Origin of the sequence: Mycobacterium sp. IS-1264, from assembly GCF_001954195.1 — a bacterium.
GTDB lineage: Bacteria > Actinomycetota > Actinomycetes > Mycobacteriales > Mycobacteriaceae > Mycobacterium.
Map to the genome: position 1 here is coordinate 39,864 of NZ_MBES01000044.1, position 24,347 is coordinate 64,210.

The following is a 24,347-nucleotide window of genomic DNA, read 5'->3' on the forward strand; positions in this document are numbered from 1 at the left end:
CAACCTGTGACGGCTGACCCGCTGGCCCCGCTCATGGAGCTCCCCGGCGTCGCCGAGGCGAGCGACCGAGCCCGCGACGCGCTGGGCCGGGCCCACCGCCACCCCGCGAATCTGCGGCGCTGGCCGGTGACCGCCGCCGAGGCGGCGTTGCGGTCCGCGCGCGCCTCGTCGGTGCTCGACGGCGGGCCGGTGCGGCTGGAGGACCTGGCGGCGGCTGCACCAGACGGGCCGGCGGCCGGTGATCCGGTGTTCGGCGGAGCGCTGCGGGTGGCCCAGGCGCTGGAGGGCGGCGGGGGTGCCCTGGTCGGCGTGTGGGAACGAGCGCCGCTGCAGGCGCTGGCCCGGTTGCACATGCTGGCGGCGGCGGACCTGGTCGACGACGATCGGCTGGGTCGCCCGCGGGCCGACGGCGAGGTTGGCCCCCGGCTGGAGCTGCTGGCGGATTTGGTGACCGGCCGCTCACGGGCTCCCGCGCCGGTGGTCGCCGCGGTCGCACACGGAGAGCTGCTGACGCTCAAGCCATTCGGCAGTGCGGACGGCGTGGTGGCCCGGGCGGTGTCGCGGCTGGTGACGATCGCGAGCGGCCTGGATCCCCACGGACTCGGTGTGCCCGAGGTGAGTTGGATGCGCCAGCCGGCGGACTACCGCGGGGCCGCGCAGCGGTTCGCCGACGGCACGCCGGAGGGGGTGGGCGCTTGGCTGGTGCTGTGTTGCCGGGCGATGCAGGCCGGCGCGCAAGAGGCGCTGTCGATCGCCGAATCGCTGCCGAATCGATAGCTTCCAATCGGTAGCCAGGGGGCCGCAAAACGGCGGTGGATAATTCGTCCGAATAAATGTAGAGCGGGCGACGTCCCGAAATATTCGGTCCGCCGCCCGCTAGCACGGAACCCGGTTACCAAGCGTGCATATCTGGGCTGCGTGGGTGGCCTCGGCGATCTTGCGACGCTTCCGGCTGCAACCCCACCCAAAGGGCCGTCGACACCATCCGCTTTTCGCAATTACGCAGGCCCGCAACACTTCTGCCATTATCGCGGCTATGACTCCGCGTGGGTGCCGGGTACCGTGCTGGGCGCCCGGATCGGGAGATCGAACCTTCTCTTCCGGATCGACCTAGGCCTCACCGGGCTTCCGTGGTTCCATTTGTACTACTGGAGCCTTAGCACAGCAAGGCCCAATTCCGCGAATGTTGCGAAGTGACACCGGACGGGGTGCTTGAGGTGTTTGCTGTGGGCCCGCCGGCGCGCATCGCGGGCGGGGCACCTCAGCGCTCGAACGCGAAGCGGCGCAACAACGAGTAGGTAACTGCCCCGGCGGCCAGCGCGCTGATTCCCACCGCGGCGGTGGTTGCGATCGCCGCGCCCGACGGCGCCGGAATTCGGTCCCGCAGGGACACCGGCCGGGAAAACATCAGCACGGGCCAACCGCGATCGGTGGCTTCTTTGCGCAGCCCGCGGTCGGGGTTGACCACACTCGGATGGCCGACGACCTCGAGCATCGGCAGGTCGGTGATCGAGTCGGAATAGGCGTAGCAGTGCTCTAGCGGGTAGCCCTCGCGGGCGGCGAGCTCGCGAATCGCCTGTACCTTGCCCTCGCCGTAGCAGTAGAACGCCACCTCGCCGGTGTACTTGCCGTCCTCGACGACCATCCGGGTCGCCATCGCATGCGTTGCGCCCAGGGCCCGCGCGATCGGCGCAACGATTTCCTCCCCGGAGGCCGAGACCACCACGACGTCACGGCCGCACAACTTGTGGGCGGCGATCAGGTCCGCGGCCTCCGCGAACACCAGGGGAGTCACGATGTCGTGCAGCGTTTCGTTGACGATCGACTTGACCTGAGCCACGTCCCAGCCGGTGCACATATTGGCCAAGTGAGTGCGCATCCGGTCCATCTGGTCATGATCGGCACCGGAGAGCAGAAAGATGAACTGGGCGTAGCTGGACTTGAGCACGGCGCGACGGTTGAGCAGTCCCTGAGCGAAGAACGGTTTGCTGAACGCCAGTGTGCTGGACTTGGCGATGATCGTCTTGTCGAGGTCGAAGAAGGCGGCCGTGCGGGCGTGGGTGGCGGCGGTCGCCGACGTTTGCCGTGAAGTTTGCTGGTGCGCGGCCGGGTCGAAGACGGTCACCCGCCTAGCATATGTCGACGCTCCGACCGGGCGGCGGCCCTGCATTCAAATCGGCGCTTCGGCGACGTGTGGCGGGCGGGACCGCCGGTGTTTTTGCGGCTCAACGTGTTTTTCGGATAGAAGAAGCTATTGCGTTAATGCGCACTGTCATGTGTATAGTAAGCAGTACTCGGCCTGAGCCGAGGGTGTATCAGCCCGACCCCCCGGGGCTGATACACGACGACCCTCGCCTCCTCCCCCCCTGGCGGGGGTCGTCCCTTTTCTGGGGTAAAAAATTCGGTCGTTCCGCGCGATTGGCGCGGCCCGGTGCGCGTTGCGGGGACCGGGTGATCCGTAAGCTGAGCGCGCGTTGGGCAACGCCTTTGTGCACACTTGCGTCTCTCTCCACAAATCCGGGTTTGGCACTGGTGTCCCAAGGTCATGGCCGCGCACGGTGAGTGGGTGACTGCAAATACCCGCGTCGTGTCGCCGGGGTCGGCCGGCGTGCTGGCGGCGCTGACCGATGCGGAGTTGCGCGAAGAACTCGACCGGGTGGCCGCCGCGGTCGGAGTTCGGGTGGTCCATGTCGGCGGTGCCGTAGTGAGTAGGAAAACGTGGTCGGCCGCCGCGGCGGTGGTGCTCGACGCGGCGGCGGCCGATCGATGCGCGCAGACGGCGCTTCCGCGGCGCGCACACGTCAACGTGTTGACCGCCGCCGAACCCACGGCGGCGACGTGGATGGCAGCCATCGCCGTCGGCGCCCAGCATGTGCTGCGGATGCCTGCGCAGGAAGATGAATTGATCCGCAACCTCGCCGAGGCCGGCGAATCGGCGCGTGAGGACGGGCCGCGCGGCGAGGTCTTGGCCGTGATCGGCGGGTGCGGTGGGGCCGGTGCGTCTTTGCTGGCCGCCGCCGTGGCCCTGGCCGCCAGCGACGCGCTTTTGGTGGACCTCGATCCCTGGGGCGGCGGCATCGATTTGCTGATGGGCGGCGAGACCGCGCCGGGTCTGCGGTGGCCCGATCTGGCACTGCAGGGCGGACGGCTTAACTGGTCGGCCGTGCGCGATGCCCTGCCGCGACATCGCGGAATCAGCATGCTGTCGGGAACGCGGCGCTCCTGCGAATTGGACGCGGCGCCGGTCGAGGCCGTCGTCGATGCCGGTCGCCGCGGGGGAGTCACCGTGGTGTGCGATCTTCCCCGCCGCCTCACTGATGCGGCCCAAGCGGCGCTCTACGCCGCCGATCTCGTGGTCGTCGTCAGCCCGTGCGAAGTGCGGGCGTGCGCTTCGACCGCGGCGATCGCCCCGGTGCTTGCCGCGATCAATCCGAATGTCGGGCTGGTCGTGCGGGGACCGTCGCCGGGGGGATTGCGCGCGGCCGAGGTCGCCGATATTGCCGGCTTGCCGCTGCTGGCGTCGATGAGGGCCGAGCCCCAACTCGCGGGGCGGGTTGAGCAAGGCGGTCTGCGCCCGGGGCGGCGATCCGCGCTCGCGGTCGCGGCTCGCCGGGTGCTTGCCGTGCTGCCGCGTGCGGGCTCGGGTGCTCAGGGCAGGGCGGCGTGAGCGGCTCGCTGATCGACCGGGTGCGCGAGCGGTTGGCGGCGGAGTCCGCCCCGCTGCGGCCCAACGTGGTGGCCGCCGCGATTCGGGCCGAATCCAACGGGGTGCTCGGTGATACCGAGGTTCTCGCCAATCTTCGTGTGCTGCAGACCGAGCTCACCGGTGCCGGCATCCTCGAACCGTTGTTGTGCGCGGACGGCACGACCGACGTCTTGGTCACCGCGCCCGACGCGGTATGGGTCGACGACGGAAACGGCTTGCGGCGCAGCCAGATCCGGTTCGCCGACGAGGCGGCGGTGCGGCGGCTGGCGCAGCGTCTGGCCCTGGCCGCCGGCCGGCGGCTCGACGACGCGCAGCCCTGGGTGGACGGGCAGCTGACCGGCATCGGTGCCGGCGGGTTCGCGGTGCGGCTCCACGCGGTGCTGCCGCCCGTCGCCGCCGGAGGGACCTGCTTGTCGCTGCGGGTATTGCGGCCGGCCACACAGGATTTGGCGGCGCTTGCCGCGGCGGGCGCGATCGAGCCCCGGGCCGCCGCGCTGGTCGCCGACATCATCGCCGCCCGGTTGGCCTTCCTCGTGTGCGGCGGGACGGGAGCGGGGAAGACGACCCTGCTGGCGGCGATGCTGAGCGCCGTGTCGCCGGCCGAGCGGATCGTGTGCGTGGAGGATGCCGCCGAGCTGGCGCCCCGACATCCGCATCTGGTCAAGCTGGTCGCGCGGTGCGCCAACGTCGAGGGCGTCGGCGAGGTTCCGCTACGCCAACTCGTCCGGCAGGCGCTGCGAATGCGGCCCGATCGCATCGTGGTCGGGGAGGTGCGGGGCGCCGAAGTGGTGGACCTGCTGGCCGCGCTGAACACGGGCCACGACGGCGGGGCCGGCACGGTGCATGCCAACAACCCCGGCGAGGTTCCCGCCCGGCTGGAGGCGTTGGGGGCGCTCGGCGGTCTGGAGCGGGCCGCTCTGCACAGCCAACTGGCCGCGGCGGTCCAGGTGTTGCTGCATGTCGCCCGGGATCGCGCCGGCAAGCGCAGGCTCGCCGAGATCGCCACGCTGCGCCACGTCGACGGCCGGGTTCGGGCGGTCACGGTGTGGCACGCGGACCGGGGAATGACCGACGACGCCGAGGACCTGCACCGCATGCTCCGCGCCCGGACGCCGGCATGTCGCGCCCGCGACGATGCAGTGGGGGCACCTCCCGCTTGCGGGGGACGAAGCGATGAGGAGGAGCGGCGCGAATGAATAGTCCGGTCGCGCCCGCGCTGCTGATGTCGTTCGCGCTCTTGGTCTTTCCGGCGTCCCCGCGGCGCCGGCTCGCCACCGCGCCGCCGCCCGGCCGGCGAGTGAGGGTCGGTACGGGCGGGGCCGGCGTCGCCATGGCGTGTGCCGCGGTAGCCGCCGCCGTCCTGCTGCCACTGACGACTGTCCTCGCCGTCGCGGCGGCCGGCGCAACGGCGGGCCTGCGTTACCGCCGGCGGCGCCGCGTGCGGCTCGCGACGGACGAAGGTCGCACGATGGAGGCCGCCCTCGATGTGTTGGTCGGCGAATTGCGGGTGGGTTCGCATCCGGTGCATGCGTTCCGCGTGGCCGCCGACGAAACCGCCGGCGCCGTCGCCGGGTCGTTGCGCGCCGTGGCGGCGCGGGCCAGATTGGGCGCCGACGTCGCGGCCGGCCTGCGCGCCGCGGCGCGATCATCGGCTCAGTCCACGCACTGGAATCGGCTCGCGGTGTGCTGGCAATTGGCCAACGACCACGGGTTGGCGATAGCCACCCTGATGCGGACGGCGCAGCGCGATATCGCCGAGCGGCAACGGTTCTCGGCGCGGGCGGCATCGGGCATGGCCGGGGCGCGGGCCACCGCCGCCATACTGGCGGGGTTGCCGCTGCTGGGCGTGCTCCTCGGTCAGCTGATCGGGGCCCGGCCGGTCGAATTTCTGCTCAGCGGGCATGGCGGCGGGTGGCTGCTGGTGGTCGGGGTGACGCTGGGGTGCATCGGGCTGTTGTGGTCGGACCGGATCACAGCTCGGGTCGTGGCATGAGCACCGCGGCGGTGTTGCTCGCCCTGGCACTATGCATCGGGCCCGGACCGTCGGTGGTTCGGGCGCGGGCGGGGACGCCGTCGCCCGCCCCTCGGCCGCGGTCGCGGGCCGAACCAGGAGCGGACCCGCTGGCGGTCGCATCTAGCCTCGACGTGTTGGCTGCGTGCCTGGGCGCGGGCATGGCGGTGTCGACCGCCGCGGCGGCCACCGCCGCGTCCGCGCCACCGAAGCTGGCCCGAGTGTTGCGCAGAGCCGCCGATCTCCTGGCACTGGGCGCGGATCCCTTTGTGGCATGGGCGATCCCGCCCGACCTGCGGGCCGCGGAGGTCGACGCGCAGACCGATGCCTTGCTGCGGCTGGCGCGGCGTTCGGCAGCCTCGGGTGCCGCGTTGGCCGACGGCGTCGAGGACTTGGCCGACCAGTCTCGGCAGGACGCCTCGCACGCGGCCACCGCCGCCGCCGAGCGGGCCGGGGTCTTGATCGCCGGGCCGCTCGGACTGTGCTTCCTGCCGGCCTTCGTGTGCCTCGGAATCGTGCCGGTGGTGGCCGGGCTGGCCGGCGATGTTTTCCAGTCGGGCTTGCTGTGAAAGTGACATCGCAGAAGAGAGGATGCATTGGTGGTCAACATGTTTCGCGTGCTCGTGGCCCGCATTTCGGTCTTGGCGGCCGACGAGTCGGGCATGTCCACGGTCGAATACGCCATCGGGACAGTCGCGGCGGCCGCGTTCGGCGCGATTCTTTACACCGTCGTCACCGGCGATTCCATCGTGTCGGCGCTGACCAACATCATCGGTCGAGCCCTCAATACCAAGGTTTAGCCGGGTGTGACGGCGCGAGCACCGTGGAAGCGGCGCTGGCGATCGCGGCGTTGGTCGTGGTGTTGGTGCTGTGTCTGGCAGGTCTGTCCGCGGTGTCGATGCAGGTGCGCTGCGTCGACGCGGCGCGCGAGGCCGCCCGGCTGGCCGCGCGCGGTGACGAACGCTCGGCCGTCGACGCCGCTCGCCGCATCGCACCGGCGGCCGCCCGGATCCAGGTGCGCCGAGACGGCGATTTTCTGGTCGCTACCGTGGTCGCTCGGTCAAAACTGTTGCCCGCGTTGGATATTTCTGCGAAAGCGGTCGCCGCGGCGGAGTCCGGGCGATGATCGGGGCTCGGCGACCGTCCTCGCGGCCGCGATGGTTGCGGTGCTGTTGTGTGTCGCGGGCGCCGGCGCGTACGTGGGCTCGGCGGTGGTGGCGCGTCACCGCGCGCAGGCGGCCGCGGATCTCGCCGCGTTGGCCGCCGCGGCACGGATGCCGTCCGGAGTGGAGGCCGCGTGCGCGCGGGCGACGGCGGTGGCCCGCGAAATGCGGGTCGACGGTGTGCAGTGCGGGGCGGACGATCTCGATGTCGTCGTCACCGTCCAGGTCGCCGTCGCCTTTGCCGGCCCGGCGCGGGCGGCCGCTCGGGCGGGCCCGGTGTCAGAGCCTTAGGTCGTGTCGGCTTGGGCTGGAGGCAATCCGGCGGCGGCGATTTCCTCGTCTGTGGGCAACCGCAGTGAAACCAGTCCGGCGAAGATATCGGGTTCGAGCTCCACCTGGTTGACAGTGACGTGCACGGGCACCCAATCGGCGTCGTGACCGCGCATCCGAAGCACGCGGCTGGTCGGGCCGTCGGCGAATTCCTTTGTCATGGCGGACATCAGGGGTTGATCGTCGGGGTGAACCCTGGGCCGGTCCGTGTCGCTGCCCCGCCAGTCGTAAAAGGTGCAGGGCTCGTCGAGCCACTTCAGCAGCGTCCAGTTGTGCAGGTCGACGAGTGCGCGGTGGACACCGGCCTGCGCCAGTCCGTTGAGGATCCGCTGCGCCAGATCGTCGGCGGATACCGACGGACCCCTGAGGTCGGCACGCCAGTTCATCGCTCGCGCGATCAGGTGATCCCGGCCGTCCGGCCCCGGTTCCAGCGCGGTGCGCGCGACGAATCCTATCCGGGCGGGGTTTCCCTGCCAATCGGTGAGATCCCATGTGCTGTACAGCGTTTGGCCCGGCTTCGCCCGCACCGCCATGGCCAGCACCTTGGTTTCGTTGGGATTGAGGGCACGCGACGGAAGGTCTTCCGCGAAAGCTCTGCCGAAGGTGACCTCGACGTCGGGGTTCTTGCCGCTGTTGGCCAGCGACTCCCGGGTGTCGGTCGCCACGCCCAGGGTGAGGTCCCACTTCAACGGGCCCGGCACCGGCCGCTCGGGGGGTTCGATATCGGCGGGGCCGGTCCACACGTGCACACCGTGCATGCGGCCATCGGACATCAGCACCGGCTCGGTGCGGATGACCCGATCGCGCTTGGGGGTGATGCTGGTGAGGCTCTGACCGGTCTGCACCGACTCGGTTATCGCCGTCCGAACCGCGGACAGCGAGGGACTGCGGCGCAGGAACGTCGTGATCGGGACGAGATTTTTGAGTTGGCGCCCTTGCGCCACCACAGCGGGTTCGTCCCCCAGCGTCTCCACGAGCAACCAGTCGTGGGCCATGCGCTCGATTTTACGGCGGTGCGGGCGGCCCTTGGTTCCCAGCGCCGGTTATGAAGGCAACCGCCGGTCGCCGGGTGGCCGGCGAATTTGCAAATCCCAGCGCAGCCTTGGTAGCTTCTGGCATTCGCCGCGCGTGTAATTGGCGTACAGGCATTTCTTTAGCAAAAAGGAAATGTGCCCTCGGCGCGGCCGTCGCGATGCCATCCGTGGAGGTCGACCGTTGAGGGGTCGGTCGCCGTCCCGCGGATCGGCCCACGCGACGCTTAGGGCAACTCCGCCAGCACGAGGCGCAGCACCTGGATTGCACCCGCTTTGTCCAGCGGGTCGTTGCCGTTGCCGCATTTGGGGGACTGCACGCACGACGGGCATCCCGTCGCGCATTCACAGGCCTCGATGGCGGCGGCGGTCGCTCCCAACCAGGTGCGCGCCCGGCGGAAGCCGCGTTCGGCGAATCCCGCGCCGCCCGGGTAGCCGTCGTAGACAAACACACTGGGCAGGCCGTCGGGACCGACCGCGGTCGACATGCCGCCGATGTCGCCGCGGTCGCAGCTGGCCACCAGGGGCAGCAGGCCGATGGCGGCGTGCTCGGCCGCGTGTAGCGATCCGGGAATCCGCAGTGCGTCGATGCCGTTGCGGTGCAACGCTTCCGGCGTGATGGTGTACATCGCCGCGGTGGTGTCCAGCGTGTGCTCCGGCATGTCCAGTTCGACGAAGTCGATGACTTCTCCGGAAAGCCGGCGACGCAGGTAGCCCACGACCCGATGGGTGACCCTGACTGGCACCACACCCAAGACGACGGGCCCGAACTCCAACCGCTCCCCGCTGCCCGTGACGACGATGTCGGTGAGTTCCCGGGCGAAAGTGGCATACCCGGGATCCTCGGCGTGCACGAACGCGATCGCGTCGTCGGTGTCCAGCGAATCGACGACGTAGCTCTCGCCCTGGTGCAGGTACACCGCCCCCGGGTGGACCGAGGCCGGCGCCTGGCCCACCCCGACGCTGCCCAACAGCCGACCGGTGTCGGCCTCCACGATGACGATCTGCCCACCCGCGGAGCCGCGGATATCCACCGCACCGTGGGGCTCCAGCCCCGGCGCGGGGAAGTACTTGCCGTTGCGGCGGCGCAGCAGCCCGTCGTCGACCAATCCCGAGGCCACCTCCACCGCACCGAAATCGGACACCTCGGCGTCGTCTAGCGGCAGTTCGGTTGCGGCACAAAGGAGTTGGGGTCCGAGAATGTAGGGGTTGGCGGGGTCGATCACCACCCGTTCGACGGGCTTGTCCAGCAGCGCGGCGGGGTTGTGGACCAGATACGTGTCCAGCGGGTCGTCGCGGGCGATCAGCACCACCAGCGCGCCCTGCCCGCGCCGGCCCGACCGTCCGGCCTGCTGCCAGAACGAGGCCACGGTCCCGGGAAATCCGGCGAGCACCACCGCGTCCAGCCCGGCGATGTCGACGCCCAGCTCCAGCGCGTTGGTGGTGGCCAGGCCGCGCAGCCGGCCCTCGGCCAGTGCGCGCTCGAGCGCGCTGCGGTCCTCGGCGAGATAGCCCGCCCGATACGACGCCACCGTCGGCGATAGCCCCGGCGCGATGTCGTCCAGCCGCGCCCGGGTGCCGAGCGCCGTCAGTTCCGCCGCGCGGCGCGACCGGACGAACGTCAGGGTCTGCGCCCCCTCGGCGATCAGATCGGCCATCACGCGTGCCGCCTCGGCCCCCGCGGAGCGCCGCACCGGGGCGCCGTTCTCGCCGGTCACGTCGGCCCGCAGCGCGGGCTCCCATAACGCCACCGTGCGGGCGCCCTGGGGTGAACCGTCTTCGGTGACCTCCTCCACCGGAAGGCCGATGAGTTCGGCGGCCGTCGCGCCCGGCGAGTCCGTCGTCGCGCTGGCGAACACCACCGTGGGCGCCGATGAGTAGCGTGCGCACAGCCGCAACAGCCGGCGCAGCACCATGGCCACGTTCGAGCCGAAAACCCCACGGTAGTAATGGCATTCGTCGACGATGACGAAGCGCAGGCCGCGCAACAGGACGGCCCAGCGCGCGTGGTTGCGCAGTATCGACAAATGGATCATGTCGGGATTGGAAAACAGCCAGCGCGAGCGCTCGGGGGCGAAGCGGCGCACCTCGGCGGGGCTGTCGCCGTCGTAGGCCGTGGGGGCGACGTCTCGCAGCCGGGGAATGGCCGTCGTCAGGGCGTGCGCGGCGCGCAACTGATCGTGGCCGAGCGCCTTGGTCGGCGACAGGTATAGCACGCGGGCCCGCGGATCCGTGGCCAGCGCGTTGAGGACCGGAAGCTGGTAGGCCAGCGACTTGCCCGACGCGGTGCCGGTGCTCACCACCACGTGACGCCCCGCGTGGGCCAGTTCCGCGGCGCGGACCTGGTGCGACCAGGGGGATGTGACACCGCGATCAGCGAATGCGCGCACCACGTCGGGCTCGGCCCAGTCCGGCCAGCCCTGCCGCCGGCCGCCCCGCGCCGGCAGCTCGGCGACGTGGCGCAGCGGATGCTCGCCCGCCGCGGTACCGGCGAGCGCGGCGGCCAGCAGGTCACTGCCGAAACTCGCCACCTCATGCCCTCCAAGAATCAGCCCGCGACACAAGTCTGTCGCCGACGCGATGAACATGGTTGACTGTTTGCGGTCGCAGCTTCTGTGTTCGTGTCACACTTTCGCAGGAACAACGTTGCGGCCGCGGTTCCTGCGAGGTTATAGGTCGGGTGAAGTTCCGGCGACTACGCGAGGTATGGCGGTCGTACTCGGCCCGGGGCATCGAAAGGCGGCGCCCCGCATCCAGAAGAAAAGGAAAGATCGAGAGATGCCACAGGGAACTGTGAAGTGGTTCAACGCGGAGAAGGGCTTCGGGTTCATTGCACCCGAAGACGGATCCGCAGATGTTTTTGTCCACTACACGGAGATCCAGGGTTCGGGCTTCCGCACCCTCGAAGAAAACCAGAAGGTCGAGTTCGAGATCGGCCACAGCCCTAAGGGCCCCCAGGCCACCGGAGTCCGTTCCGTCTAACTGAGCGGATTCACGACGGAAACCCCCCGTACAGTCCCGTTTTACGGGCCAGGCGGGGGGTTTTCTTTCTACCTCCATCGCTGTGGAAAGCCCGCGGATTCCCGGCTCACCGCCAACCTCAACGCGTGGGCGGGCGACCTGGCCTACTGTCGGTTAGCGTGAGCCAGCTTTCCTTCTTCACAGCGGAGTCGGTGCCGCCCGCGGTCGCCGATCTCTCCGGGGTGCTGGCAGCCTCCGGGCAGATCGTGATGGTCGGTGCCCCGGACGTCCAGGGTGCCCGGCTTTCCGTGGTCGTGGATGAGCTGTGGCGCGCTACCGCGCTGGCCGAGATGATCCGCGAGGCGGGGTTGGTCCCCGAGATCGGCCGCACCGACGAGAACACCCCGCTGGTAAGGACGGCCGTCAACCCGTCGTTGACCTCGATGGCCGCCGAGTGGACGCGCGGGGCGGTCAAGACCGTCCCGCCGCGCTGGCTCCCCGGGCCGCGCGAGCTGCGGGCATGGACGCTGGCGGCCGGCGCGCCCGAAGGTGACCACTATCTTCTCGGGCTCGACCCGCACGCGCCGGACACCCATTCGCCGCTGGCGTCGGCTCTGATGCGGGTCGGGATCGCGCCGACGCTGATCGGCACCCGCCGCGGCCGGCCCGCGCTTCGGATCAGCGGCCGTCGGCGGCTGTCGCGACTGGTAGAGAACGTGGGGGAACCCCCGAATGACGCCGCCGCGTTGTCGGTGTGGCCGCGGATTTAGCGGCTAGATTGGGCCCGCGTCTCGGGGAGTCGGTTTGCATCGGCCCACCCAAGGGTGCGAAATTGTCAGGTGCCCGCAGGCGAAGGAACGCTGGCGTATCTGAATTTCATCGGAATTTCGGAAGCCGGCCTGTCATTCTTCCTGCAGGGCGGTCCCGCAGGGGGGCCGGGACAAGAGATGGAGCGTAAGCGCAGTTGGCTGACGAAGAAGACCGCGGCACCAGCGGAAATGGGAGCCGGCGGCGACTTGTCATCGTCGAGTCGCCGACTAAGGCGCGCAAACTGGCCAGCTACCTGGGCTCGAGGTACATCGTCGAGTCCTCGCGCGGCCACATCCGCGACCTGCCCCGCGCCGCCGCCGACGTTCCGGCCAAATTCAAGTCCGAGCCGTGGGCCCGGCTCGGGGTCAACGTCGACGCCGACTTCGAACCGCTCTACATCATCAGCCCGGAGAAGAAGAGCACCGTCACCGAGCTGAAGGGCCTGCTCAAGGACGTCGACGAACTCTATCTGGCCACGGATGGCGACCGCGAAGGCGAAGCCATCGCCTGGCACCTGCTGGAAACCCTCAAACCCCGCATCCCGGTCAAGCGGATGGTGTTCCACGAGATCACCGAGCCGGCCATCCTCGAGGCCGCCGAGAACCCGCGCGACCTGGACATCGACCTCGTCGACGCGCAGGAAACCCGCCGCATCCTGGACCGGCTCTACGGCTACGAGGTCAGCCCCGTGCTGTGGAAGAAGGTCGCGCCGAAGCTGTCGGCGGGCCGGGTGCAGTCGGTGGCCACCCGCATCATCGTCGTGCGCGAGCGCGACCGGATGGCGTTCCGCAGCGCCGCCTACTGGGACGTCATCGCCAAGCTGGACGCCAGCGTGTCCGACCCGCAGGCCCAGCCGCCCACCTTCATCGCCCGGCTGACCAACGTCGACGGGCTGCGCGTGGCCACCGGCCGCGATTTCGACTCGCTGGGCGCGCTGCGCAAGGCCGACGAGGTCGTGGTGCTCGACGAGGCGCAGGCGACCGAGCTGGCCGCCGGGCTGCGCGGCGGGCAGCTGAGCGTGGCGTCGGTCGAGGAGAAGCCCTACACGCGGCGCCCCTACCCGCCGTTCATGACGTCGACGCTGCAGCAGGAGGCCGGCCGCAAGTTGCGCTTCTCCGCGGAGCGCACGATGAGCATCGCCCAGCGGCTCTACGAGAACGGCTACATCACTTATATGCGTACCGACTCCACGACGCTGTCGGAGTCGGCGATCAACGCCGCGCGGACCCAGGCCCGCCAGCTCTACGGCGAGGAATACGTCTCCCCGTCGCCGCGCCAGTACACCCGCAAGGTCAAGAACGCCCAGGAGGCGCACGAGGCAATCCGTCCGGCCGGGGAGACGTTCGCGACCCCGGACGCGGTGCGCCACGAACTCAACGGCGACGACTTCCGCCTCTACGAACTGATCTGGCAGCGCACGGTCGCCTCGCAGATGGCCGACGCGCGCGGCACCACGCTGAGCCTGCGGATCGCCGGCACCGCGGGCGAGCGGCAGGTGGTGTTCTCCGCGACCGGGCGCACCATCACGTTCGCGGGCTTCCTCAAGGCGTACGTGGAAACCGTCGACGAGCTGGCCGGCGGCGAGGCCGACGACGCCGAGCGGCGGCTGCCGCACCTCACCGAGGGGCAGCGGCTGGACGCGCTGGAGCTCACCCCCGACGGTCACGCCACCAACCCCCCGGCGCGCTACACCGAGGCCTCGCTGGTCAAGGCGCTCGAGGAGTTGGGCATCGGGCGCCCGTCGACGTACTCGTCGATCATCAAGACCATCCAGGACCGCGGCTACGTGCACAAGAAGGGCAGCGCCCTGGTGCCCTCGTGGGTCGCGTTCGCCGTAACCGGTCTGCTGGAGCAACACTTCGGCCGGCTCGTCGACTACGGCTTCACCGCGGCGATGGAAGACGAGCTCGACGAGATCGCCTCGGGCAACGAGCAGCGCACCACGTGGCTGAACAACTTCTACTTCGGCGGTGACCACGGCGTGCCGGAGTCGATCGCCCGCTCCGGTGGCCTGAAGAAGCTCGTCGGCGTCAACCTCGAAGGCATCGACGCTCGAGAAGTCAACTCCATCAAGCTGTTTGACGACGCGCAGGGCCGCCCCGTCTACGTCCGGGTCGGCAAGAACGGCCCCTACCTGGAGCGCACGATCACCGGCGACGACGGCGAGCCGACGCCGCAGCGGGCCAATCTCAACGACTCCCTGACGCCCGACGAGCTGACGCTGGAGGTCGCCGAGGAGCTGTTCGCCACGCCGCAAGAGGGACGGGTGCTCGGGGTGGACCCGGACACCGGCCACGAGATCGTCGCCAAGGACGGTCGCTACGGGCCGTACGTGACCGAGATCCTGCCGGAGCCCCCGGCCGACACCAATGGCGAGCCCCCCAAGAAGGGCAAGAAGCCCACCGGCCCCAAGCCCCGGACGGGATCGCTGTTGCGCAGCATGGATCTGCAGACGGTCACTCTCGAGGATGCGCTGAAGCTGCTGTCGCTGCCCCGCGTCGTCGGAGTGGATCCCGAATCGGGCGAGGAGATCACCGCGCAGAACGGGCGCTATGGCCCATACCTGAAGCGCGGCAGCGATTCTCGCTCGCTGACGAGCGAGAACCAGATCTTCGAGATCACGCTCGACGAGGCGTTGAAGATCTACTCCGAGCCGAAACGTTCTGGGCGCCAAAGCGCTTCGGCGCCGCCGCTGCGGGAGCTGGGGACCGACCCGGCGTCGGGCAAGCCGATGGTCGTCAAGGACGGCCGATTCGGGCCCTACGTCACCGACGGCGAGACCAACGCCAGCCTGCGCAAGGGCGACGACGTCATGTCGATCACCGACGAGCGCGCCGCCGAACTGCTGGCCGACCGGCGGGCCCGTGGCCCGGCGAAGCGGCCCGCCAGGAAGGCGTCGCGGGCGCGCAAGTCGCCGGCGAAGAAGGCCGCCAGGCGTAGCTAATCCGGCGGGTCACATGATCTCGCTGGATACCTCTTCGGACGCGCGCTCCGGTGTGTCTTCGGCCGGAGTGGCGAGCTGCAGCGGCCGGGCCAGCTGAGTGGGTGCGGCGCGCCCGCGCAGCTCGACGACCTCCCCGACATCCCAGCACAGGGCTTCCGCGTCCAGCGCGCCGCTGACCGCGATCGCCGACGCGAGCACGTGCCCGGCCTCGAGCTTGGCCAGCTCGGTAAGCCGCGCGGCCTCGTTGACCGGATCGCCGATCACGGTGTATTCGAAGCGGGCCTGCGCCCCGATGTGACCCGCGATGGCCCGACCGGCCGACACCCCGATGCCGAACTCCGCGGACCCGATCACCGGCAGGAGTTCGTCGTGCAGCTCACGCGCGGCCGCCAGCGCGCCGCCGGATGCGTCCGGGTGCTCGATCGGCGCGCCGAAGATCGCCAGCGCCGCGTCGCCCTGGAACTTGTTGACGAACCCGCCGTGCCGGCCCACGGTGTCGACCACCACGCGGAAGAACTCGTTGAGCAGATGGACCACCTCGGCAGGCGGGCGCGTGGCGGCCAGCTGCGTCGAGCCGACCAGGTCTACGAACAGCACCGCGACGTCGCGCTCCTGCCCGCCCAACTCGGTGCCGCGCTCCAGTGCCCGGCGGGCGACGTCTTCGCCGACGTAGCGACCGAACAGGTCGCGCAGCCGCTGCCGCTCGGACAGGTCGCGGACCATGTCGTTGAAACCCGCTTGCAGCAAACCCAATTCGCTGGCGTCGTAGATCTGCATGTGCGCGTTGTAGTTGCCGCGCTGCACCTCCGACAGCGCCCAGCGGAGCTGGCGCAGCGGGTCGGCGATCGACATCGCCACCAACAGCGTGCTGACCAGCCCGATGCCCAGCGCCGCCAGCGCCAGCAGCAGGATCGGGTTGAACAGACTCTCCGGCGCGGCGTGCAGCAGCGACGCCTTGTCGGCCACCACCGCGAGCACGATGGCCAGCAGCGGCACCGCGGTGGACAGCATCCAGCTCAGGATCTGCCGCAGGATGACGCCGGGAGCCTTGACATTCTCCGGGACCCCGCTGCGCAGGGCGGCGACCGCCACCGGCCGCAGCACCCGCTCGGACTGCAGGTAGCCGATGATCGCGGTCGCCGCGGCTCCCAGCGCGGTCGCGACGGCGACCACAGGTGCGGCGTAGCGGGCCACCGACCAGCTGGCGACGATGAACACCACGCCGCCGATGCACCAGTACACGATGGTGCTCAACGTGCGGTAGTAGGGCATGCGTAGCGCGCGGCTGCGCGCCAGCTCGGTGGCGGCCGGGTCGGCCTCGGCGAGCATGTTGTCGCGGCGCTGCCAGCGGAAAACCGGCACCAGCAGCCGCAGGTTGACCACGACACCGACGAGGAACAACACGACCAACGAGCTGGCGAAGATGGCCAGGTTGACCGTCGGCAGATCCTGCAGTTGAATGCGGTCCTGCGGCGGCAGGCCATAGCGCAGGAAGCCCAACACGAAGAGCGAGCCGATGATGTCGGCCTGCAACATGCTCAACGCGAACAGCGGCCACGGGGTGCGCACCACCCACCGGACGAACGCGCTGATTCGCCCGGGCAGTGCTGCCTCGGTTGCCACCAACCCACCGTATCGGTCGGCACGGACTTGTTGGAAACCTATAAACCCCTCGGCCAGTCGCCCGGTGCTGGCCAAACGCCGCGAAACATAACGGAATTGTCGCGGTTTGGTGGCCGATCGGTATCCGTCGGTCGGCGTCATTAGTGTTGCCGGTGATGTCCGGAGTGTTTACACGGCTGGTGGGCCAGGAGGCGGTGGAGGCCGCGCTGCTCGCCGCCGCCCGGGCCGCACGCGGTGACCTGGACCACAGCCCCGCCGGCGACGGGACTATGACACACGCGTGGCTGATCACCGGCCCGCCGGGTTCCGGGCGGTCGGTCGCGGCGCTGTGCTTCGCCGCAGCGTTGCAGTGCACCTCCGACGGCGAGCCGGGTTGCGGCCGCTGCCGGGCCTGCACGACGACGATGGCCGGCACCCACGCCGACGTGCGGCGGGTGATCCCCGAGGGCCTGTCCATCGGCGTCGACGAGATGCGGGCGATCGTGCAGATCGCGTCGCGCCGCCCCACCACCGGGCATCGACAGATCGTGGTCATCGAGGACGCCGACCGGCTCACGGAAGGCGCGGCCAACGCCTTGCTGAAGGTCGTCGAGGAACCGCCGCCGTCGACGGTATTCCTGCTGTGCGCGCCGTCGGTGGACCCCGAGGACATCGCCGTCACGCTGCGGTCGCGCTGCCGGCACGTCGCGCTGGTGACCCCGTCGACCGAGGCCATCGCGCGCGTGCTGATCGAGCGCGACGGCCTGGACGCCGACACCGCGAACTGGGCCGCGTCGGTCAGCGGCGGTCACGTGGGGCGGGCGCGCAGGCTGGCCACCGACCCCGAGGCCCGGCAGCGGCGCGAGCGGGCGCTCGGACTGGTCCGCGACGCCGCGACCCCGTCGCGCGCCTACGAGGCCGCCGAGGAGCTGGTGGCCGCGGCCGAAACCGAGGCCGTCGTGCTGACCGCCGATCGCGCCGAGGCCGAGACCGAAGAGCTGCGCACGGCGCTCGGCGCCGGTGGCTCGGGGAAGGGCACCGCATCGGCGATGCGCGGGGCCACAGGCGCTCTCAAGGACCTGGAGCGACGGCAGAAGTCGCGGCAGACCCGCGCGTCGCGCGACGCGCTGGACCGGGCGCTGATCGACCTGGCGACCTACTTCCGCGACGCGCTGGTGGTCTCGGCGAATGCGGGCGCCGTGCGGGCCAACCACCCGGACATGGCCGCGCGGGTGGGGGCGCTGGCCGCCCACGCCACGCCCGAGCGGTTGCTGCGCTGCATCGAGGCCGTCCTCGAATGCCGTGAAGCGCTGGCGATCAACGTCAAACCCAAGTTCGCGGTCGACGCCATGGTCGCGACCATCGGCCAGGAACTGCGCGATTGAGTTCCGGCGAGTTGGGTGCGCTTGTCTGCCTGCCGTAGACTCGTGCCGCCCGGCAGGGCACGCCACCTTAGCTCAGTCGGTAGAGCGGCTCACTCGTAATGAGCAGGTCAGGAGTTCGATTCTCCTAGGTGGCTCCGACGCTCCGCACCTCAGGCGGGAGGAATCTCGCCTTGATGGCTGGGGCAGTAGACGTCCACCGACGCCGTGACGAACCTGACCGCCGTCCTTCTGGCGCGAGCGGACATTGCGCGTAAGGACGGATTGTCGTCATACGCCTTGTTCATCACATTGGTCACCACGTCCTCGCCCGGGGTGCCGCTGTCGAGTTGGCCGCAAATTTCATGGGCGTGGTAGACGAGCCCCGGCACGCCATCGAGGGCGGGAATCTGCAGTTGTTGGAGCCTCGCCAGGAACTGATCCTGCTGAGTGTCCGCGCCTGCCCCACCAGCGCAAATAATTGCGGCGATCGGCGCCATCGAGCCACCAACCAGAGCGGCTGCGAGGCGGATGATCCCGGTGCGCACGGCAGGATTTCCATTTCTTTAACAGTGGCGGCGGCGGGCGCCTGCAATGATGGAGATCGTAACTGGTTGTAGGGGTGCATCACCACTGGACTTTCGGGCCGCGGCGCGACGGGCAGGTAAGTATGCGGTGATCGCCGCCTTGATATGCACCACCTGGTGGGCTCCTGCCGCGGCGAACGATTTACCGCCGCTGGCAACGACATTCGGGCCAGCCCCGGTGGGGGACATCACGCCCGATCCACAGATCCCGGCGCCGACGGCAGCGCAGCTTGCGCCGCCAGCCCCGGCACCGCCACCCCGTGCACAACAGCCGCTGTCCCCGCGACAACCGGAAGCGCCCGCGCCACAACCCGAGGCACCCGCGCCTGCGCCCGAGGCACCTCCTCCTCCGCCGTCCTCTCCCCAGCCCCCGCCGAGGGGCCATGTCCAGCTCGCCCCTTGAGTCGACGCCCGTGTAAGTTATTGCGGCTCAACGAGAATGGACAGTGCCCGGCACCAGCATCTCGATCATGCGCTCGACCCGCTCGGTGACCGCGGCGCGCGACGCCCTGATCGCCGAGACGTCATCGAAATGGCAAAGCCCGAGCAGCAGCAGGAACACGACTTTCGTCGTGGCTCGCGGGTTTGGATCGCTGCCCGATAGGGCCCCGACGAACCGGTCGCCGTAATCGCGGTGCCACTGCGCGATCAAGGATGCCAACCGCTCGTCGCGCCGGCTGGCCAGATGCAACTCGGCGATCAGCCGCCGGTGCTGTGTCATTTCCGGGCGTAGGTAGGCGGTTGCGATGGCTCGCAGGGTCTGCTCGCCGCCAGCCGTGCGCGGCGCGGCGGAGGTGATCTGGTCGAGGGCACGCACCGCGGCCGCGTATAGCAACTCCTCACGGCTGTGAAAGTGGTTGTAAACGGCGGTCGGCGAGACGCCCGCGCGCTCCGCGATGCGCGGCAGGGTGCTGCCCTCGAATCCCCTTTCGACGCACACCGCCGCGGCCGCGTCGAGGAGCCGCAGGGCGGTGGCCTGTGCGTCCGACTTGCGCGGGCGGCCCCGGGGGCGACGCGCGGGAGCCTTCGTATTCGGCATGGGGCCATTCTTGCCGGAATTGGCCGCGATGTCTTGATAAATGAGTCACCATTCATATACTCGGGTGGTGGTGATGAGCTCCCAGCTGATCGACGGGGTCAAGCGGGACGCCCGAGCCGAAGCGGAGCGACGGGCATACCCCCCGGAGTTCCCCGTGCTACCGCCGGTTCCCGCCGGACGTTATTCCGATGCCGGCTTCGCCAAACTCGAAGCCGCCGCGGTCTTTTCGCGCTCCTGGTTGTTCGTCGCCCACGCAGACCAGCTGCGCAACCCAGGCGACTACCTGCTGCTCGACCAGCTCGACCAGCCGGTCATGCTGATCCGCGGGCGCGACAACCTCGTTCGCGCCTTCTACAACACCTGTCGGCATCGGGGCGCCGCGCTCGTCGAGGAGCCGCAGGGAAACGTCGGCCGCAGGCTCACGTGCCCCTTCCACGCATGGACGTACTCGCTCGAGGGAAAGCTTGTCGGCTATCCCGAGGCGTCGAACTTCGCCGGACTCGACCCCGCATGCCACGGCCTGGCCGAGGTCCGGTGCGAGTCGTGGGGTCCGCTCGTCTTCGTCAACCTCGACGCGGTAGCGCCGCCGCTGTCGGGGTATCTCGCCTCCGTCGGTGAGGATCTCAGCGACTTCGGCATGCTCGACGGCCGGCTACACCTGGTGAATCGCACGGTGCGAGACGTTCCCGTCAACTGGAAGCTGCCGGTCGACGCCAATCTCGAGACCTACCACGTCAACTACGTACACCGCGCCTCGGCCGCCCGGGCTCTGCAACAGTCGGCGACCGGCATCCAGCTGCTGCGCAACGGCCATTCCCGCATGCTCGTCTCCTACCGCGACGGGATCGACGGGCAGTCCCTGTCGCCGTTCCCGTGCGTGTTTCCCGGCCTCGGTGATCTGCCGTTCCGGGGCACGTTCTCCTACCATGTCTTCCCGAACCTGAGCATCGTGTTCAACGGCACCGGGTTCGTCTTCTTGATCACCAACTGGCCGACCGGGCCGGCCACGTCGACCTACAGCGTCCACTGGTGCTCGTCACTCGACGCCGACGCGCAGACCAACGACGCCGTCATCGCGGCCCTATCCCAGGTGCTGTTCGAAGACCTCGACGTCCTGCCCGGCACGCAGCGGTCGCTGGATGCGGGCACCCTCAAGTCCGTGCGGCTCGGCTATCACGAGCGGCGCATCTACTACCTGCACGAGGCCATCGACCAGGCCATCGGCGTCGAGCGCGTGCCCGAATCCCTCCGAGTACCAGAGCTTCTGGGCCCCTTCGCCGGGGAGTGACATGCATCCCTTCGTCGCACTGATGCGCAAATACTGCATCGACTACACGAATTCGCACGATCAATCGCTCTGCCCGCAGCTCATGGAGCCCGACTACGTCGTGCACATCAACGGCTTGGCGCTCGTCCGGTCGACCACGTATGCCGAGGCTGTCCGTCAGATCTTCGACGCCGCACCGGGTTTGGGCATCGCCGTGCACGAGTTCGTGCTCAACGGCGATCGGCTGTGCATGCACTTCAGTGAGCACGCGGCCATGCCCGCCGGGCAGTCGCGGGCGCTCACCTGCTGGCGCGGCATCGGCCTCTACAAGTGGAACGGCACCCGGCTGACGGAGAACTACGTCGAGCAGGACTACTTCGCGATGCGGGCGCAGATCGCCAGCGGTCAACCCCATCCGCTGATTCCGCCCCACATCGATCCCTGGACGTCGACCGAGGCGATACCCGCCGACCCCGACGCCGAAAAGACCGTGCGCGCGTGGTTGGAAAACGGCGATCTCGCCGACGCTCCCACCCACGAGATCGACGACGAGCGCACCGGCGCGGCGTACGAACCATTGCTCGATCCCCGCGACGTCGTGGTCAACGACCTCTTTTCCGCGGGCGACGACGTCCCGTTCCACGCCACGATCCGCGGCCCGTACCGGGATGGATTGGGCGCGGGCGCAGAACAATTCGTCGGAAAGCCGGCCGCGCTGCACGTCGCCGGGATCGCCCACGTCGCCGACGGCGCCGTCGCCTCGGTCAAGGCGGTCACCGCGCGCTCGCAGACGCTGGCCGAGCTCACCGCGCGCTAGGCCGGCGCGACGAAACCCACCGGCCCGGACGCGAGACACAACGAGAGCGCCGCGGTGTTGGCCCGGACGGTGATCGCGTCGCCGGCGCCCGGCAGCCGGACGAAGACGCGGTTGAGTCCGGGACGCACCGGAACCTTGACGTCGGGTCCCTGCGTCAGCGACAGCGTCATCGAACCGTCGCTGTTGGCCAGGTAGTTCAGTTCGACGGTCCAGTCGGCGGGCAGCAGCGGACCGTCGAGGGCCAGGCGGGCGGGATTATCCGGTTGCGCGAAATAGCCGCAGTGCGGCATGGGCCCCGGCGCGATGGTCCGAATCCAGGTGACTCTCGCGGGGATCACCCGCCCGGAACTGTCGAGCATGCGCAATTGCGTTGTCGCCACGGCGAATTCGGGCCTATCCCGCAGTAGCGCGAACATGTGGCTGGCCAGGTTCTCCGGCGCGGCCACTCGTTGCAACACCAGGGGATCGACCTCCTGGTCGAGCATCGGCGCATTCGAGGCCCTGCGCGCGGCGGCCAAACCGGCCCGGGCGTTTTGCAGATACGGCTGGGCGGGATTGTCGCGCCAGCTGGTCAGAAACGTCGCCGTCGAGTACAGGCTGCTGGCCACGAACAACCCCGCCAAACCCGTCACCGCGACCGCGCGCCACCGCGACGCGTCCAGCCACCGCGCCGAGGGAGGCCGGTTGGGTGCGCACAGCGCGACGGCGGCCAGCAGCGCCAGCACCACGACGAGGTCCGGCAGATACCGCAGGGTCTGCGCGAGCTCGAGCGCGGTCTGCTTCGACGACCGCATCAGATAGATCGGCACCTGGCACGCGACGATGTAACCGGCCGCGGTCAGCCATACCGCCCCGATGCGCTGCTTGCGCGCCAGCGACAGCGCGAGCACCGCGGCGAGCACCAGCCAGCCGAGCGCCATCGCGGCCGGCGGGGGAGTGGCCCACGGCGACGCGGGTGCCCAGCGGTCCCAGTGCCATGGCCCGCCGGCCAGCCCCGGCACGATCCCGTGCGTGACCGATCGAAAGAGCAGATCCCACGTCATCGCCAGGTCGGAACTCCAGCGCTGCTGGTTGACCACGGCCAGATATAGCGCCACCCAGGCGGCGGTCAAGATCAGCGACGCGATCCACAACCGCAGCCCCGCCCGCCACACCGTGCGCAGCGCGGCCCGCTCGCCCCGCACGTGGCACAGCAGGGCGGCCACCGCGAACGCCACGAACGGGATCACGGCCGCCTTTTCGAAGAACAGCAGGCCGCCGAAGTAGACCACCACCCCGGTGGCCGCGTAGCGCTGGCTGCCGGTGCGGACCAACAGAATCGCGTCGGCGCACACCCACGCGAGCGCCGCCAGCATCGGCAGCGAGTTCAGCGCCGCCGCCCACCACGCGAACCCGGGCACGCCCAACGGGGTGAACAGTGCGAACGTCAGCGGGAGGAGCAGCACCCAGCGCCAGCCCAGGATGACGTAGAGCGCGCGCAACAGGGCCAGTGACGCCAGTAGCTGCAGCACCACCAGGCTGATCGCCGGCCAGGTCCAGTCAAGGGGCGCCAGCCGGGTGATCGCGCCGCCGAGCAGGAAGGCCGCCGGCATCACGTGGCCGTCGTGGTCATCGAACAGATACGAGGGCGACAGTAGGCCGTGGGTGCCGGCCTTGCCGATGAGAATCAGGTCGTCCCAGTAGAAATAGCCGCCGAAGGCCAGCACGGCGCGGATCACCAGCTGCACCGCGATCAGCGCGACCGCCGCGGAGACCACTCTGTATGGTGGGCCGGTGCGCGCACTGGTCACCGGGGCAGCCGGATTCATCGGGTCGACGCTAGTCGACCGTCTGCTGGCCGACGGCCACACGGTGTTGGGGCTGGACAACTTCGCCAGCGGCCGCGCGACCAACCTCGAGCACCTGGCCGACAATCCTTCGCACGTCTTCGTCGAGGCGGACATCGTGACGGCCGACCTGAACGCCATCCTCGACGAGCACCGGCCCGAGGTGGTGTTCCACCTGGCCGCGCAGATCGACGTGCGGCACTCGGTGGCCGACCCGCAGTTCGACGCCTCGGTCAACGTCATCGGCACCGTGCGGCTGGCCGAAGCCGCACGCCGCAGCGGGGTGCGCAAGATCGTGCACACGTCGTCGGGTGGATCCATCTACGGCACCCCGCCGCGCTATCCCACCCCCGAGACGGTGCCCACCGATCCGGCGTCGCCGTACGCCGCGGGCAAGGTGGCCGGGGAAATCTATCTGAACACCTTTCGGCATCTGTACGGGCTGGACTGCTCACACATCGCGCCCGCCAACGTGTACGGGCCGCGCCAGGACCCGCACGGCGAGGCGGGCGTGGTGGCGATTTTCGCCCAGGCGCTGCTTTCGGGTGAGACCACCAAGGTGTTCGGCGACGGCACCAACACCCGCGACTACGTGTTCGTCGACGACGTGGTGGACGCGTTCGTCAAGGCCGCGGGGGAAGCGGGCGGCGGGCAGCGCTTCAACATCGGCACGGGCATAGAGACCTCGGACCGCCAACTGCATTCGGCGGTGGCCGCGGCCGTCGGCGGGCCCGACGACCCGGAGTTTCATCCACCGCGCCTGGGCGACCTGAAGCGGTCCTGCCTCGACATCGGTTTGGCCGAAAGGGTTTTGGGCTGGCGGCCGCAGGTTCGGCTCGACGACGGCGTGCGCCGCACTGTCGAGTACTTCCGCGGCGTGCGGACGCTCTGA

The 24,347-nt window shown here is 69.7% G+C and carries 22 protein-coding genes and 1 tRNA gene; 16 read left to right on the top strand and 7 right to left on the bottom strand.

Annotation, left to right across the window (positions count from 1 at the left end):
* The first annotated feature begins 6 nt into the window (after positions 1-6).
* Entirely contained in the window at positions 7-777 is a 771-nt protein-coding gene (locus A5744_RS07695) for an oxidoreductase (protein ID WP_076059802.1), read from the top strand.
* Between the two features lie 484 nt (positions 778-1,261).
* Here the strand turns inward: A5744_RS07695 and A5744_RS07705 are convergent, their stop codons facing one another.
* Positions 1,262-2,125 (bottom strand): HAD-IB family hydrolase, encoded by an 864-nt coding sequence (locus A5744_RS07705; protein ID WP_076059804.1) that lies wholly within the window; start codon positions 2,123-2,125, stop codon positions 1,262-1,264.
* Between the two features lie 495 nt (positions 2,126-2,620).
* Here A5744_RS07705 and ssd point away from each other — a divergent pair, with 495 nt between their 5' ends.
* From ssd to A5744_RS07745, 7 genes are read left to right on the top strand one after another with little or no spacing between them, the layout of a single operon-like run.
* Positions 2,621-3,667, top strand: coding sequence for a septum site-determining protein Ssd (ssd, locus tag A5744_RS07715; RefSeq protein ID WP_240562996.1), 1,047 nt, complete (start codon positions 2,621-2,623; stop codon positions 3,665-3,667).
* Positions 3,664-4,902 carry a TadA family conjugal transfer-associated ATPase gene (locus A5744_RS07720; protein WP_139331278.1) on the top strand — a complete coding sequence of 413 codons (1,239 nt, stop codon included), beginning with the start codon at positions 3,664-3,666 and terminating at the stop codon, positions 4,900-4,902. The genes ssd and A5744_RS07720 overlap by 4 nt, the downstream gene beginning before the upstream one ends.
* Entirely contained in the window at positions 4,899-5,699 is an 801-nt protein-coding gene (locus A5744_RS07725; protein WP_076059808.1) for a type II secretion system F family protein, read from the top strand. The genes A5744_RS07720 and A5744_RS07725 overlap by 4 nt, the downstream gene beginning before the upstream one ends.
* The gene (locus A5744_RS07730; protein WP_205866295.1) at positions 5,696-6,286 is read left to right on the top strand and encodes a type II secretion system F family protein; all 591 of its coding nucleotides are present in this window, start codon (positions 5,696-5,698) and stop codon (positions 6,284-6,286) included. Before A5744_RS07725 ends, A5744_RS07730 begins: the two co-directional genes overlap by 4 nt.
* A 39-nt stretch (positions 6,287-6,325) precedes the next feature.
* The gene (locus tag A5744_RS07735) at positions 6,326-6,517 is read left to right on the top strand and encodes a DUF4244 domain-containing protein (RefSeq protein WP_076059867.1); all 192 of its coding nucleotides are present in this window, start codon (positions 6,326-6,328) and stop codon (positions 6,515-6,517) included.
* Positions 6,518-6,540: 23 nt separating this feature from the next.
* Positions 6,541-6,843 (top strand): TadE family type IV pilus minor pilin, encoded by a 303-nt coding sequence (locus A5744_RS07740; RefSeq protein ID WP_076059810.1) that lies wholly within the window; start codon positions 6,541-6,543, stop codon positions 6,841-6,843.
* 31 nt (positions 6,844-6,874) lie between these two features.
* Positions 6,875-7,171 (top strand): Rv3654c family TadE-like protein, encoded by a 297-nt coding sequence (locus tag A5744_RS07745; protein WP_083679233.1) that lies wholly within the window; start codon positions 6,875-6,877, stop codon positions 7,169-7,171.
* Here the strand turns inward: A5744_RS07745 and A5744_RS07750 are convergent.
* Together A5744_RS07750 and A5744_RS07755 are read right to left on the bottom strand one after the other, a co-directional pair.
* Positions 7,168-8,205, bottom strand: coding sequence for a PAS domain-containing protein (locus A5744_RS07750; RefSeq protein ID WP_076059812.1), 1,038 nt, complete (start codon positions 8,203-8,205; stop codon positions 7,168-7,170). The two genes, A5744_RS07745 and A5744_RS07750, sit on opposite strands and share 4 nt — an antisense overlap.
* 263 nt (positions 8,206-8,468) lie before the next feature.
* The gene (locus A5744_RS07755) at positions 8,469-10,772 is read right to left on the bottom strand and encodes a DEAD/DEAH box helicase (protein WP_076059871.1); all 2,304 of its coding nucleotides are present in this window, start codon (positions 10,770-10,772) and stop codon (positions 8,469-8,471) included.
* 247 nt (positions 10,773-11,019) lie between these two features.
* On the opposite strand from A5744_RS07755, the gene cspA reads away from it, so the two are divergent.
* From cspA to topA, 3 genes are all read left to right on the top strand, one after another.
* A complete protein-coding gene (cspA, locus tag A5744_RS07760; RefSeq protein ID WP_007166602.1) occupies positions 11,020-11,223 on the top strand; it encodes a cold shock protein CspA in 204 nt (67 codons plus the stop codon).
* Positions 11,224-11,381: 158 nt separating this feature from the next.
* The gene (locus tag A5744_RS07765; protein ID WP_076059813.1) at positions 11,382-11,972 is read left to right on the top strand and encodes a hypothetical protein; all 591 of its coding nucleotides are present in this window, start codon (positions 11,382-11,384) and stop codon (positions 11,970-11,972) included.
* A 194-nt stretch (positions 11,973-12,166) separates the two neighbouring features.
* Complete coding sequence (gene topA, locus A5744_RS07770; RefSeq protein WP_076059815.1) at positions 12,167-14,956, top strand: type I DNA topoisomerase; 2,790 nt, start codon at positions 12,167-12,169, stop codon at positions 14,954-14,956.
* A gap of 9 nt (positions 14,957-14,965) precedes the next feature.
* Here topA and A5744_RS07775 read toward each other — a convergent pair whose 3' ends face one another.
* Positions 14,966-16,636 carry an adenylate/guanylate cyclase domain-containing protein gene (locus A5744_RS07775; protein ID WP_139329389.1) on the bottom strand — a complete coding sequence of 557 codons (1,671 nt, stop codon included), beginning with the start codon at positions 16,634-16,636 and terminating at the stop codon, positions 14,966-14,968.
* Between the two features lie 98 nt (positions 16,637-16,734).
* On the opposite strand from A5744_RS07775, the gene A5744_RS07780 reads away from it, so the two are divergent.
* Together A5744_RS07780 and A5744_RS07785 are read left to right on the top strand one after the other, a co-directional pair.
* A complete protein-coding gene (locus A5744_RS07780) occupies positions 16,735-17,943 on the top strand; it encodes a DNA polymerase III subunit delta' (protein WP_076059874.1) in 1,209 nt (402 codons plus the stop codon).
* Positions 17,944-18,004: 61 nt separating this feature from the next.
* Positions 18,005-18,077 (top strand) — tRNA-Thr (locus tag A5744_RS07785).
* Positions 18,078-18,092: 15 nt separating this feature from the next.
* Here the strand turns inward: A5744_RS07785 and A5744_RS07790 are convergent.
* Positions 18,093-18,467, bottom strand: coding sequence for a DUF732 domain-containing protein (locus tag A5744_RS07790; RefSeq protein WP_076059817.1), 375 nt, complete (start codon positions 18,465-18,467; stop codon positions 18,093-18,095).
* 469 nt (positions 18,468-18,936) lie between these two features.
* Positions 18,937-19,545, bottom strand: a complete 609-nt coding sequence (locus tag A5744_RS07795) for a TetR/AcrR family transcriptional regulator (protein ID WP_076059819.1) — start codon at positions 19,543-19,545, stop codon at positions 18,937-18,939.
* Positions 19,546-19,618: 73 nt separating this feature from the next.
* On the opposite strand from A5744_RS07795, the gene A5744_RS07800 reads away from it, so the two are divergent.
* Complete coding sequence (locus A5744_RS07800) at positions 19,619-20,833, top strand: aromatic ring-hydroxylating dioxygenase subunit alpha (protein WP_240562997.1); 1,215 nt, start codon at positions 19,619-19,621, stop codon at positions 20,831-20,833.
* A 1-nt stretch (position 20,834) separates the two neighbouring features.
* The gene (locus A5744_RS07805) at positions 20,835-21,629 is read left to right on the top strand and encodes a hypothetical protein (protein WP_076059823.1); all 795 of its coding nucleotides are present in this window, start codon (positions 20,835-20,837) and stop codon (positions 21,627-21,629) included.
* Here A5744_RS07805 and A5744_RS07810 read toward each other — a convergent pair.
* On the bottom strand, positions 21,626-23,437 hold the full coding sequence (locus A5744_RS07810) for a hypothetical protein (protein ID WP_240562995.1): 1,812 nt from the start codon (positions 23,435-23,437) through the stop codon (positions 21,626-21,628). The genes A5744_RS07805 and A5744_RS07810 overlap by 4 nt on opposite strands.
* Between A5744_RS07810 and A5744_RS07815 the strand changes: the two genes are divergently transcribed.
* Complete coding sequence (locus tag A5744_RS07815) at positions 23,403-24,347, top strand: NAD-dependent epimerase/dehydratase family protein (RefSeq protein ID WP_076059825.1); 945 nt, start codon at positions 23,403-23,405, stop codon at positions 24,345-24,347. The genes A5744_RS07810 and A5744_RS07815 overlap by 35 nt on opposite strands.